The organism is Pseudomonas sp. H1_D05 (assembly GCF_054682705.1).
The window spans coordinates 3725042-3737079 of record NZ_CP162825.1; the positions used below are offsets into that span (position 1 = coordinate 3725042).

The 12038-nt window shown below is 59.4% G+C and carries 11 protein-coding genes and 1 riboswitch; of the genes, 6 read left to right on the plus strand and 5 right to left on the minus strand.

All coding sequences use genetic code 11. From position 1 onward, the window contains the following. Window positions 1-113: 113 nt before the first annotated feature. Window positions 114-1739, plus strand: coding sequence for a methyl-accepting chemotaxis protein (locus tag AB4O11_RS16840; RefSeq protein ID WP_460127550.1), 1626 nt, complete (start codon window positions 114-116; stop codon window positions 1737-1739). 274 nt (window positions 1740-2013) lie between these two features. On the opposite strand, the gene AB4O11_RS16845 is transcribed toward AB4O11_RS16840, so the two are convergent. Genes AB4O11_RS16845 through purM form a run of 3 tightly spaced genes read right to left on the minus strand, consistent with a single transcriptional unit; the run spans window position 2014 to window position 4444 of the window. Then, window positions 2014-2727 (minus strand): DUF3108 domain-containing protein, encoded by a 714-nt coding sequence (locus AB4O11_RS16845; protein ID WP_093439984.1) that lies wholly within the window; start codon window positions 2725-2727, stop codon window positions 2014-2016. A gap of 8 nt (window positions 2728-2735) precedes the next feature. Further along, a complete protein-coding gene (gene purN / locus AB4O11_RS16850) occupies window positions 2736-3386 on the minus strand; it encodes a phosphoribosylglycinamide formyltransferase (RefSeq protein WP_093439988.1) in 651 nt (216 codons plus the stop codon). Then, window positions 3386-4444 carry a phosphoribosylformylglycinamidine cyclo-ligase gene (purM, locus tag AB4O11_RS16855; protein WP_099758397.1) on the minus strand — a complete coding sequence of 353 codons (1059 nt, stop codon included), beginning with the start codon at window positions 4442-4444 and terminating at the stop codon, window positions 3386-3388. Before purM ends, purN begins: the two co-directional genes overlap by 1 nt. 373 nt (window positions 4445-4817) lie before the next feature. Here purM and AB4O11_RS16860 point away from each other — a divergent pair, with 373 nt between their 5' ends. The 5 genes from AB4O11_RS16860 (at window position 4818) to AB4O11_RS16880 (ending at window position 9483) form a co-directional block, all read left to right on the plus strand. Beyond that, window positions 4818-5876, plus strand: a complete 1059-nt coding sequence (locus AB4O11_RS16860) for a DUF2066 domain-containing protein (RefSeq protein ID WP_116256514.1) — start codon at window positions 4818-4820, stop codon at window positions 5874-5876. A 34-nt stretch (window positions 5877-5910) separates the two neighbouring features. Further along, window positions 5911-6984, plus strand: a complete 1074-nt coding sequence (locus AB4O11_RS16865) for an AI-2E family transporter (RefSeq protein WP_093440003.1) — start codon at window positions 5911-5913, stop codon at window positions 6982-6984. 206 nt (window positions 6985-7190) lie between these two features. Further along, window positions 7191-7895, plus strand: a complete 705-nt coding sequence (hda, locus tag AB4O11_RS16870; RefSeq protein ID WP_007919828.1) for a DnaA regulatory inactivator Hda — start codon at window positions 7191-7193, stop codon at window positions 7893-7895. Window positions 7896-8109: 214 nt separating this feature from the next. Beyond that, the gene (locus AB4O11_RS16875; protein ID WP_460127553.1) at window positions 8110-8727 is read left to right on the plus strand and encodes a C40 family peptidase; all 618 of its coding nucleotides are present in this window, start codon (window positions 8110-8112) and stop codon (window positions 8725-8727) included. A gap of 219 nt (window positions 8728-8946) precedes the next feature. After that, window positions 8947-9483: a C40 family peptidase gene (locus AB4O11_RS16880; RefSeq protein ID WP_320337240.1), complete on the plus strand. Its 537-nt coding sequence runs from the start codon at window positions 8947-8949 to the stop codon at window positions 9481-9483. 132 nt (window positions 9484-9615) lie between these two features. Here the strand turns inward: AB4O11_RS16880 and AB4O11_RS16885 are convergent, their stop codons facing one another. Together AB4O11_RS16885 and AB4O11_RS16890 are read right to left on the minus strand one after the other, a co-directional pair. Then, entirely contained in the window at window positions 9616-10929 is a 1314-nt protein-coding gene (locus AB4O11_RS16885; RefSeq protein WP_320337241.1) for a PQQ-dependent sugar dehydrogenase, read from the minus strand. Between the two features lie 66 nt (window positions 10930-10995). Then, a complete protein-coding gene (locus tag AB4O11_RS16890) occupies window positions 10996-11580 on the minus strand; it encodes a hypothetical protein (RefSeq protein ID WP_460127556.1) in 585 nt (194 codons plus the stop codon). Between the two features lie 163 nt (window positions 11581-11743). Then, a riboswitch (cobalamin riboswitch) is annotated at window positions 11744-11973 on the plus strand. Window positions 11974-12038 lie beyond the last annotated feature (65 nt).

Sequence of the window (12038 nt, forward strand, 5' to 3'; positions counted from 1 at the left end):
ATCAAGGCCTTTTGATATCGCCTTTTCGTCTTACGCAAATTTTCGCCGGGCCGATACCTTCTAAAGCAACCAGCTGCAGGGTTGATGCAGCGCTTTTGGAAGGAACCAGAGCAATGAGTATCCGTAGTCTCAATATTGCCCCGCGCGCCGGCCTCGGTTTTGGCTTGTTGGCGCTGATGGTGTTTGCTCTTGGCGCGTTCGCTTTGCTGCAAATGTCGAACATGCGCGCGCAGTCCGACGAGGTCGATAACAATTGGTTGCCGAGCGTGATGGCGGTCGGCGAGATGAGTCAGGACATGCTGCGCCTGCGAGCGTTGACCATGCGTCTGTTGCTCAATCGTGATCCGCAGGCGCTCGAACAGAACGTTGCCAAACTCAATGAATTGCGCGGTGTGCTCAGTGAGGCGCAGCAGCGTTATGACGTGCTGATCGTGTTGCCCGAGGAGCGCAAACTGTTCGACCGCTTCAAGGTTGCCGAGCACCAGTATCTGGAGTTTCAGGCACAGGTCATGCAGTTGTCGGCGCAGAATCGGGTCGAGGAGGCCGCGACCATTCTCAACGGTCAGATGAGTCCTTTGGCCGACGAAATCGCAGTGCTTTTGCGCGAACTGGTTGAGCTGAATAAACACAATGCCAATCTCGCCACTGAAGCTGCGCGGTTGGTGTTTATGAATTCGCGGGTGTGGGTCGGGGTGATGATTGGCGTGACCGCGCTGATCACCATCGGCCTGGCCCTGTTGCTGACCCGCAGCATCGTGTTGCCGCTGGCGCAGTCGTTGGTCGTGGCCGAGGTGGTGGCGGGTGGCGATCTGACCGGCGACATCAACATCAGCGGCAAGGACGAGCCGGCGCGGCTGTTGCAGGCGCTCAAGAGCATGCAGCACAACTTGCGCGAGACGATTCGGCAGATCTCGGAGTCCTCCAGCCAATTGGCCTCGGCGTCAGAGGAGCTGAGTTGCGTCACGGAAGACGCTACGCGCGGTTTGCACCAGCAGAGCCTGGAAATTGAACAGGCGGCCACGGCGGTCAATCAGATGACTGCTGCAGTGGAGGAGGTTGCCAGCAATGCCGTGGCAACGTCAGAAGCGTCGCGGGAATCCGATCGTATTGCCCAGCATGGTCGTGAACAGGTGCATCAAACGGTGTTGTCCATCGAATCGCTTGCCGATGATGTGACGGCCAATGCCAGCCAAGTAGAAGATCTGGCGCAGAAGGTCTATAGCATCAGCAAAGTGCTGGACGTGATCCGTTCGATTGCCGAGCAGACCAATTTGCTGGCGCTGAACGCTGCGATCGAGGCGGCGCGGGCCGGTGATGCCGGGCGTGGGTTTGCTGTGGTGGCGGACGAGGTGCGGGCCTTGGCGCATCGCACCCAGCAGTCGACGCAAGAGATTGAGCAGATGATTGGCGGGATTCAGCAGGGTACCGATTCGGCGGTCAGTTCAATGCAGCAAAGCAATGTACGTGCGCGTTCGACGTTGGAGCTGGCCAAGGCTGCCGGGACTGCACTTGAAGAGATCGCCTCGGCATTCACGCTGATCAACGAGCGCAATCTGGTGATCGCCAGTGCCTCGGAGGAGCAGGCAGCGGTGGCGCGGGAGGTGGATCGTAATCTGATGAATATTCGTGATCTGGCGATGCAGACATCGGCTGGGGCCAATCAAACGAGCGCTGCGAGTCAGGAGCTGTCGCGGTTGGCGGTGGATTTGAACAGCATGGTGGCGAAGTTTTCGGTTTGAGGTTTGCCTTCAAAAGCCCCTCACCCTAGCCCTCTCCCAGGGGGAGAGGGGACTGACCGTGGGAGATTGGCGAGTTGCACCGACCTGATCTTGCTTTGGTGAGTCCATAATCGACTCGGTCTTTCAGGTCGATGTATGGCGCCAGACATCTCGGTCGGCTCCCTCTCCCCCGGGAGAGGGCTGGGGTGAGGGGCGAAGGTGATACAAAAAATCGGGTTGAACGCAGGCAAAAAAAAGCCCCGCATTTCGCGAGGCTCTTTGCTGTAACGGCAGATCAGCTGCCTTTAACGGCTTTGCCGTTGACGGTGCCGTCCTGGAGCATGATGTTGTACTCCTTGCCGTCGGTTTCAACCTGTTGCAGGCGAACCAGCAGGTAATCCCAATCCTTGGCGAACCAGAGGACCGTGGTGCGCTTGCTTTGTGTCGGGTCGCGCACACGCTCGACCTTGATCGCATCGATCTTGCCAGCCTTGGTCTCGACTTTCTCCGAGCCCAGCACGCGGAAGTCATAGGTATCGACTTCACCGTCATCGACCACTTGATAGCTCATGGTCTTCTTGCCGGCAGCTACGTCATGTTGCAGTGCCAACTGGTAAGTGGACTTGTCGACCATGCCGCGATTCAGTGGAATCTTCACCGCGTCGCCACGGTCGGTACCGGTGACCATTTTGCTGTTCCAGTCGAAATCCAGATCAGCCTTTTTCGCTTTTCCCAGACCGCCACGTTCAAAGTGGTAGGACTGCGGCAGCAGGGTGTCCTTGTCCAGGGTCAGAGTGCTTTCTTCAGTCAGGCTGGCGATCATCATCGAAGCCTTGAAGCTGAGCTTCCAGACGCCGTTGGCTTCCTTGACCAGACTGCGCTCGGCGGTGCCGCTCATGGGCAACTGCTTCCAGTCGGCGGTGTAGCTGGCGGAGAACGGTTGAAGGTCCGCTGCCTGCGCGAAGGGCAGGGCGAGCAGAGCGCAAGCGAAGAGCAGGGCGCGACGCATAAAATCTCCTAGTTTCGAATCAAGTGGCCGCTGGCCGCGAGTAACTGCCCGTCCAGTAAAGCACCGTGTTCACCGAGTGCCAGTCTGCCTTCTGCAAACCAGCGCACTGCCATCGGATAAATCAGGTGTTCCTGAACGTGGACTCGCTGCGCCAGACTCTGCGGCGTGTCGTGCAACTCTACCGGTAATACTGCCTGTACGACCAGTGGTCCGCCATCGAGTTCCTCGGTGACGAAGTGCACGGAGCAGCCGTGCTCAGTGTCACCGGCCTCCAGCGCGCGCTGATGAGTGTGTAACCCTTTGTATTTGGGCAGCAGCGACGGGTGGATGTTGAGCAGGCGACCCTGATAGTGGCGAACGAAATCAGCGCTGAGAATGCGCATGAAGCCGGCCAGCACCACAAGTTTCGGTTTGAATTCGTCGATCAGTTCGATCAGGGCAGCATCGAAGGCCTCGCGACCTTCGAATGCCTTGTGATCCAGCGCGCGGGTGGCGATACCCGCAGCACTGGCGCGTTGCAGGCCGTAGGCATCGGCGCGATTGGAAATCACTGCAGCGATGCGGACCGGGCTGTCGCCGGTCCGCGTGCTGTCGATCAGAGCCTGCAAGTTACTGCCGGTGCCGGACAACAGCACCACGACATCACAGGTTGCGGACATTAATGAGCCTTAAGGTTCTGCAGATCAACCTGGGCAGCGCCTTCGGCAGCAGCAGCGATCTGACCGATGACCCAAGGCTGTTCGCCGGCGTCACGCAGGGTTTTCAGGGCTACTTCAACGTGCTCTTGAGCCACGCAGATGACCATGCCAACGCCGCAGTTCAGTACGCGGTGCATCTCGGTTTCGTCAACGTTGCCTTTTTCCTGCAGCCAGTCGAACACGGCAGGGCGAGTCCAGCTAGCCACGTCAACCACCGCCTGAGCGCCTTTTGGCAGTACGCGCGGGATGTTGTCGAGCAGGCCGCCACCGGTGATGTGGGCCATGGCTTTGACGGCGCCGGTGTCTTTGATCAGCTTGAGCAGCGGCTTCACGTAGATGCGGGTCGGGGCCATCAGCAGATCGGTCAGCGGTTTGCCGTCGAGCTGGATGTTTTCGATGTCGGCACCGGAGACTTCGATGATCTTGCGGATCAGCGAGTAGCCGTTGGAGTGCGGGCCGGACGATGGCAGAGCGATCAGCGCATCACCAGTGGCGACTTTCGAGCCGTCGATGATTTCCGATTTTTCCACGACGCCGACGCAGAAGCCGGCCAGGTCGTAGTCTTCGCCTTCGTACATGCCTGGCATTTCAGCGGTTTCGCCGCCAACCAGCGAGCAACCCGACAGTTCGCAGCCAGCGCCGATGCCGGTTACCACCTGGGCAGCGGTGTCGACATTCAATTTGCCGGTGGCGTAGTAGTCGAGGAAGAACAGTGGCTCAGCGCCGCAAACGACGAGGTCGTTGACGCACATGGCAACCAGGTCGATACCGATGCTGTCGTGCTTGTTCAGGTTCAGCGCCAGACGCAGCTTGGTGCCGACGCCGTCGGTGCCGGAAACCAGTACTGGCTGCTTGTAGCCGGCCGGGATTTCGCAGAGGGCGCCGAAACCGCCCAGGCCGCCCATGACTTCCGGGCGCGCAGTGCGCTTGGCGACGCTCTTGATGCGTTCGACCAATGCTTCACCGGCGTCGATGTCTACACCGGCGTCCTTGTAGCTCAGGGAGGGTTGCTTGCTCATGATCCAGGCCTTTAGGGGAGGGGATTCAGGGGTAACGACCGAGTTCAGCGGGAACTTCGAAATCGACGGGGCGATGGCCTCACGCGAGTTTCGAGGTGCCCGGCTGTTGCCGGTCTGCGAAGGCGCGCGATTTTATCAGGCTTGAGGGGCAGCGGCCATCCTCGCACCGACGGGCAGGGCCATATCAGCGGAAATTTTTTGCAATTGAGCCGTATGAACGCCTGTATAAGGTGTGGCGATTAACCGTCTATCGTTATCACTGTGCAAAAACTTACCGCTACCGTGTGAATGTTTTGCGATGGCAGATTGTCACAGCCTTGCTTAACCGGTTCACGCGGCCTGTTCCAGCCGCTCCTGTCGACGGGAATTTTCCATGCGTTTTTGTAAATTGTTGTTTGTGGGTTGTTTGTCTCTGCTCAGCCTGGCGAGTCACGCCGAAAATCTCAAAGGCCTTTATCAAGTGCGTGAGCCGGTCAACGGCCAGGCGCCGGAAGAACGTGATCGCGCCACGCAGGCGGCGCTCGACACGTTGGTGCTGCGTTTGACGGGCGATCCGAAAGCTGCGCAAAACCCGGGGCTGGCGGCGATTCGCAAGGATCCGCAGCAAATTATCAGTCAGTTCGGTTTCGATGCCGGGCCGCCGGAGGTGCTTAAGGTCGATTTCGATCCGGCGACCACCGAGCAGGCGCTGCGTCGGGCCGGCCTGTCGTTGTGGGGCGCCAGTCGGCCGTCGATTCTGAGCTGGTGGCTGAATGATTCGGCTGAAGGTTCGAGTCTGGTCGGTGATGGTCAGGCCGCTGCCGCGCCGTTGCGTACCGCCGCTCAGCATCGCGGCTTGCCATTGCGTTTGCCGTTGGCGGACTTGAGCGAGCAACTGGTTGCCACGGCGCCAGCGCTGGAAGGCACCGATCCGGCACCGTTGCGCGGCGCCTCCGAGCGCTACAACGCTGACGCCTTGCTGGCGGTGCATGCCCGCGAAGAAGGCGGGCAATGGCAGGCCAAGTGGCACTTGTGGCTGGGCGACCAGAAAGAGGCGGGCAGTGTGCAGGGGGCCGATCAGGCCGCTGTCGCTGATGCGGTGATGCTGGCGGTGGCTGAACGTCTGGCGCCACGATTTGTGGCCAAGCCCGGCGCTTCGGGTCAGCAGACCCTGGAAGTCCAAGGCATGAATCTTGAACATTACGCGGCGCTGTTGCGGTTACTCGAGCCGTTTGGCGTGCGTCTGCAAAGTGTTGATGGTGATCGCATCGTTTATCGGGTCAATGGCAGCGCCGATCAAATGCGCGCGCAGTTGTCGCTGGCCAAGTTGCAGGAGTTGCCCGCCGAAGCCCCGGTTCCGGTGGCAGCGCCACAGCCAGTGGCTGGTGGCGCAACACCTGTCGCGGCGCCAGCCCCGACCCCGGCAGCACCGTCGTTGCGGTTTCGCTGGTAAGTCTTTCCTTATATAGAAGCAACAGGAGTGGTACATGGCCGATACGCGGCGTTGGTTCTGGCTCGGTGGGGTAGTCCTGCTTTGCGCGTTTGTGTGGTTGCTGCACCCGATCCTCACGCCGTTTCTGGTGGCGCTGCTGCTGGCTTATCTGTTCGATCCGTTGGTGGATCGACTGGAAAAACTCGGGCTGTCGCGAACCTGGGGCGTGATCGCGGTGTTTGCGTTGTTCACGCTGATCGTCACCGCATTGATGCTGGTGCTGGTACCGATGCTCGCCAAGCAGTTGCTGCGTCTGTACGAACTGGCACCGCAGATGCTCGACTGGTTGCAGCACACAGCTGTGCCGTGGGCGCAGTCGAAGCTGGGGTTGTCGGACGGTTTCTGGAAGTTCGATAAGGTCAAGGCCGCGATCAGCGAGCACATGGGTCAGACCACCGACATTGTCGGCGTGGTGCTGAGTCAGGCAACGGCCTCCAGTCTGGCGCTGATCGGCTGGCTGGCCAATCTGGTGCTGATCCCGGTGGTGAGTTTCTACTTGCTGCGCGACTGGGACGTGATGATGGCCAAGATCCGCAGCCTGCTGCCGCGTGATCGTGAAGAGCGTGTAGTCGCGCTGGCTGGCGAATGTCATGAGGTGCTGGGCGCGTTCGTTCGTGGTCAGTTGCTGGTGATGCTGGCGCTGGGTGTGATTTATGCGGCAGGCCTGATGATTGTCGGTCTGGAACTGGGGCTGTTGATCGGCCTGATCGCGGGGCTGGCGGCGATCGTGCCGTACATGGGCTTCGTGATCGGCATTGGTGCAGCGCTGATTGCCGGGTTGTTCCAGTTCGGTGGTGATCTGTACCCGATGGTCGGGATCGTCGCGGTGTTCATGGTTGGTCAGGCGCTTGAGGGTATGGTGTTGACCCCGTTGCTGGTGGGTGATCGTATTGGTCTGCACCCGGTGGCGGTGATCTTCGCGATTCTGGCTGGCGGCGAGCTGTTCGGTTTCACCGGTGTGCTGTTGGCCTTGCCGGTGGCGGCGGTGATCATGGTGCTGGTGCGCCATGTGCACGACTTGTACAAGGATTCCGAGATCTATAGCGGTGTGGACGAGCCGGAGTTGTAACGGTGCAGGGCGGCCCGGCGATTAGCCGGGTTGGCCCGTGTCCTGCAGGCGCTGGCGCCAAAGAATCTGTCATAAAACCAGCGTGTTAACGCAAACCTTTGATTTTGCTTGGACTCTGTCGCATTGTGCGCTCAGCTTCACGGGTATAAACTTCGCAAACTTTACACAGAGGCCACTAACGGTTCCTTGAGAACTGTTCAGTCAGCATGAAACCGATTCAGCTGCCCCTAGGTGTGCGTCTGCGTGACGACGCCACCTTCATCAACTACTACCCAGGCGCCAATGCCGCTGCACTCGGCTATGTCGAGCGTCTATGCGAAGCCGACGCCGGCTGGACAGAAAGCCTGATCTACCTGTGGGGCAAACACGGCGTAGGGCGGACGCATCTGTTGCAGGCCGCATGCTTGCGCTTCGAGCAGATGGGTGAGCCGGCTGTGTATTTGCCGTTGGCCGAGTTGATGGACCGCGGCGTTGAAATCCTCGACAACCTTGAACAGTACGAGTTGGTTTGCCTGGACGACTTGCAGGTGATTGCCGGCAAGGCTGACTGGGAAGAGGCGATGTTTCATCTGTTCAATCGTCTGCGTGACAGCGGTCGGCGCTTGCTGATTGCCGCCTCCACCTCTCCGCGTGAATTGCCGGTCAAACTGGCTGACTTGAAATCCCGCCTGACCCTGGCGCTGATTTTTCAGATGCGTCCGCTCTCCGATGAAGACAAATTGCGCGCCTTGCAATTGCGCGCGTCGCGTCGCGGTCTGCACCTGACTGACGAAGTCGGGCATTTTATTTTGACTCGCGGCACTCGCAGCATGAGTGCGCTGTTTGACTTGCTTGAACAGCTCGATCAGGCCTCGTTGCAGGCTCAACGCAAGCTGACCATTCCCTTCCTGAAAGAAACGCTAGGCTGGTAACGGCGCGGCTTTCAGCGTGTTTCGGCATATTTCAGGCGCCAGAAAATCCGCTTTCCTGCGAGGTGCGCAGGCCGCGTATCGGTTCAAATGGGCTTAAGCGCTTAGATGTAAACGAGAAACCGGGAAGTCACAAAAAGATCGATTGAATTTGCAAATGAGGCTGATAGCGGGCATAGTCTCGGCTTCTTTACAACTATCAGCCACGGTCGTGCCCATGCTAAAGCGCTTCGCACCCCTCGTGCCTCTCGCACTCGTCACCCTGTTGTACGGTTGCGCTGCTCATTCTCCAGTTCAAGAGCAGCCTCAACAGGTTAAAAGTTCTGCCACGGCTCAGTCTTCCGTTATTTACCAGGAAGAGCTGGACACCGAAAAAGAGCTCAACGAATTCAATGGCAAGAAGCCTTATCAGCTTCCTGTTCTGGCCGACAGCATCCTTGAACGCGGCATGTCCCTGATCGGTACCCGTTACCGTTTCGGTGGTACCTCTGAAGCCGGTTTCGATTGCAGCGGTTTCATCGGCTATCTGTTCCGCGAAGAAGCTGGCATGAACCTGCCGCGCTCGACCCGCGAAATGATCAACGTCGATGCGCCGCTGGTCTCGCGCAGCAACCTTGAGCCGGGCGATCTGCTGTTCTTCGCCACCAACGGTCGTCGCGGTCGTGTCAGTCACGCCGGGATCTACCTCGGTGACAACCAGTTCATCCACTCCAGCAGTCGTCGCAGCGGCGGTGTTCGCATCGACAGCCTGGGTGACAGCTACTGGAGCAAGACCTTCATCGAAGCGAAACGCGCTCTGGCCAACGCTCCGACTGTAGTCACTGCTCGCAAGTAATCCCCTGTTGTCGCTGCGTTCGCGGCGACAATCAGGCTTCCGGTAACGGAGTAGACGTAGACTTTACAAGGTGAAGTTAAAGTCTTACTTGAAGTTTGCCGCGTAGCCGCTAGAATCCTGTATCTATATTGATGGCAAACCGCCTGCGTGCTCACGCAGGCGGTTTTGTTTTCTGTCCATCGGCAGAAAAAGCCGCAGCCAGATCAGGATGTTCTGCTTATGACGATGTCGGCCCGCCTCACGTTGATGTTCTTCGCAGCGCTGCTCAGCGCCTGCGCCAGTCGTACGCCGCCACCTGCGCCGGTGGTTCGCGCTCCGGTCGTATTCGGTCCTTCGCAAGCTTTCTCGCCGGCTGCTGAAGACGTGTTGTTTCGCGCGCTCGGCCTGGTGGGTACGCCGTATCGCTGGGGCGGCAACACGCCGGATTCGGGGTTTGATTGCAGCGGGCTGATCGGTTTTGTCTACCGTGATGCGGCGGGCATCTCTTTGCCGCGTTCGACGCGTGAGCTGATCGTTATGCAGGCGCCGAATGTCGGCAAGGAAGGCTTGCAGACCGGCGACCTGATCTTCTTCGCCACCAATGGCGGCTCGCAGGTCAGTCATGCGGGGATTTACGTCGGGGAAGGGCGCTTCGTGCATGCGCCGGCCACGGGCGGCACGGTTAAGCTGGACAGCCTGTCGAAGGCGTACTGGCAGAAAGCTTATCTGAGTGCCAAGCGGGTGTTGCAGCCGGAGCATCTGGCGCATAACCCGTAGTAAAGACAACGCAAAACCCATGTGGGAGCGAGCTTGCTCGCGAAGGCGGTGTGTCATTCAATTCAATATTGACTGACCCGACGCTTTCGCGAGCAAGCACGCTCCCACGTTTGTTATGTGTCAGGCGGCAAGTTATTTGGCAGAGGACACTCGCCACACCTTATTGCCAACATCATCCGCCACCAGCAAACCACCTTGCTGATCGATCACCACGCCTACCGGCCGACCCAAAGCATTCTCGTCCTTGTCGAGGAACCCGGTCAGCACATCCACCGGTTTGCCGCTCGGCTTGCCGCCGGTAAACGGCACGAAAATCACTTTGTAGCCACTGTGCGGTTTGCGATTCCATGAGCCGTGCTGACCAATAAACGCGCCTTCCTTGAACTGCGCCGGCAGCGTGTTGCCCTCGGCGAAGCTCAGGCCCAGTGAGGCGGTGTGCGGCCCGACCGCGTAATCCGGGGCGATGGCTTTGGCCACCAGGTCTGGGTTCTGCGGCGTAACACGCACATCGACATGCTGACCGTAATAACTGAAAGGCCAGCCATAAAACCCACCGTCTTTCACGGAAGTGATGTAGTCCGGCACCAGATCACTGCCGATCTCGTCGCGCTCATTCACCGCTGTCCACAGTGCGCCGCTGGTGGGCTCCCACGCCAGGCCATTGGGGTTGCGGATGCCTGAGGCAAAAATGCGGTGATTGCCGGTCGCCCGATCAACTTCCCAGATCGCCGCGCGACCTTCTTCCTTGTCCAGGCCGTTTTCGCCGACGTTGCTGTTCGAACCTACGGTGACGTACAGCTTGCTGCCGTCCTTGCTGGCAATGACGTTTTTGGTCCAGTGGTGATTCAGTGTCCCGCCCGGCAGATCGACTACCTTGATTGGCTGCGATTTGATCTCGGTCGCGCCGGGTTCGTAGTTGAAGCGCAGCAGGCGATCGGTATCGGCGACGTACAGATCGTTGCCGACCAGGGTCATGCCGAACGGCGAGTTGAGGTTCTGCAGAAACACTGTACGGGTCTCGGCGACGCCATCATGATCGGCGTCACGCAGCAAGGTGATGCGGTTCGGGCTCGGCACGCCAGCGCCGGCCTTGCCCATGACCTTCTTCATCACCCAGCCACGAATGCCACTGCTGTCATCGGGCTTTGGCGGGGCATTGGTTTCCGCCACGAGCACATCGCCGTTGGGCAGCACATAGAGCCAGCGCGGATGATCGAGGCCTTCGGCAAATGCCGCGACCTGGGTGCCAGCCGCCGCAGTCGGTTTGCCGCCCTCGGGCCAGCCGATTGCCGGGGCGATGTTCACCGTCGGGATCAGGGTCTTGTTCGGTTCGGGCAGCTTGGGTGACGGGCCGGTGCCGTCGGTGACTTGCAGGCTGGAGGATTCACCGCAGGCGGCGAGCCCTCCGGCGAAGGCGATGACAAAAACGAGCTGGGGCTTGCGCATTGCTGATCTTCCCTATGAATGCATTCCTAATCATAGAGGAGGGCGCAAGCCCGATGGTTCCACTGTTTAGCCGCGGGCTTCCTTGAACAGCACGGCGATGCCCGGGTGATAGTTGCCGGCTTCGCTGCGCAATTTGCGGTAGGCGTAGGGGAAATACCAGGCGACCGCGCAGGTGTGTTCCTTTTGCAGGTCGTCGACCATGTCCTGCAGTTCTTCGGGGCTGGCGCTGTGCTGGGTTTTTTGTGGCGCGACAAACAGGCAGCCGAGCTTGAGGTCGCTGGCGTAGCTGATGCGTTTGGCGTCGTTGGTGATGTCCAGCAGGGCTTGAGTCAGATTCAGGTTGGTAACCTTTGGCCAGCGCTGAGTGGCCTGGATAAAGGCGCGGTCTTCGGCACCGGCGAGAAACAGATCGGCGCGGGCATTGCGCTCGCCTTCTTCGTTCTGCTTGCGCGTGGCAGTGTCGTTCAAAGTGACCAGCTCAGCCATCCAGGCCGCCGCCGAGAGCAATCCGAGATTGGCTTTCTCGTCATGCCAGTAAGGGGTGTCGCTGTCGCCGCGCACGGCGTTGTAGCGGTCGATACAGTCAAACCAGCGTTCAAGCACCGGGCGCAGGAATTCCAGGCGCGGGTTGCTGATGATCATGCCTTGCATCGTCATCATCCTTTATTGTTGTAGTGGGCTTTTCGAGAAAAGCATGGCTCTTTGATATCATTTGTATCAGTGTGGCACAAGATTGGCGGCAGATAAGTGATCGGCGGCAGTTATTCGCTCGATGGCCGCCTCTTTAATTGACGCTCCACCCCCAACCCTCTAACCTTCGCGGCTTGTTTCAGGTGCTCTGTGACCTGCGTCGACAGAGTGAAACAGGGAAGCCGGTGAGGGTTGTCTTCGCACGAAGAACCACCACGATCCCGGCGCTGCCCCCGCAACGGTAAATGAGTGAAAACTGCGCCTTGAGCCACTGCCTCGAAAGAAGCGGGAAGGCGCGCAGTCAGGCATGCGCCGCTCATGAGCCCGGAGACCGGCCTGATCCATCCAGCGGCATCACGGTGGGCGATGCCAGGCTTTTTGCCGTCTATTCTTGTGCCTGCCCGCCGTTATCCAGCCTC

Bases quoted from the DNA above. Each gene is read 5' to 3' on its own strand.
- AB4O11_RS16840 (WP_460127550.1), top strand. From the start codon at position 114: ATGAGTATCCGTAGTCTCAATATTGCCCCGCGCGCCGGCCTCGGTTTT.
- AB4O11_RS16845 (WP_093439984.1), bottom strand. From the start codon at position 2,727: ATGCGTCGCGCCCTGCTCTTCGCTTGCGCTCTGCTCGCCCTGCCCTTC.
- purN (WP_093439988.1), bottom strand. From the start codon at position 3,386: ATGTCCGCAACCTGTGATGTCGTGGTGCTGTTGTCCGGCACCGGCAGT.
- purM (WP_099758397.1), bottom strand. From the start codon at position 4,444: ATGAGCAAGCAACCCTCCCTGAGCTACAAGGACGCCGGTGTAGACATC.
- AB4O11_RS16860 (WP_116256514.1), top strand. From the start codon at position 4,818: ATGCGTTTTTGTAAATTGTTGTTTGTGGGTTGTTTGTCTCTGCTCAGC.
- AB4O11_RS16865 (WP_093440003.1), top strand. From the start codon at position 5,911: ATGGCCGATACGCGGCGTTGGTTCTGGCTCGGTGGGGTAGTCCTGCTT.
- hda (WP_007919828.1), top strand. From the start codon at position 7,191: ATGAAACCGATTCAGCTGCCCCTAGGTGTGCGTCTGCGTGACGACGCC.
- AB4O11_RS16875 (WP_460127553.1), top strand. From the start codon at position 8,110: ATGCTAAAGCGCTTCGCACCCCTCGTGCCTCTCGCACTCGTCACCCTG.
- AB4O11_RS16880 (WP_320337240.1), top strand. From the start codon at position 8,947: ATGACGATGTCGGCCCGCCTCACGTTGATGTTCTTCGCAGCGCTGCTC.
- AB4O11_RS16885 (WP_320337241.1), bottom strand. From the start codon at position 10,929: ATGCGCAAGCCCCAGCTCGTTTTTGTCATCGCCTTCGCCGGAGGGCTC.
- AB4O11_RS16890 (WP_460127556.1), bottom strand. From the start codon at position 11,580: ATGCAAGGCATGATCATCAGCAACCCGCGCCTGGAATTCCTGCGCCCG.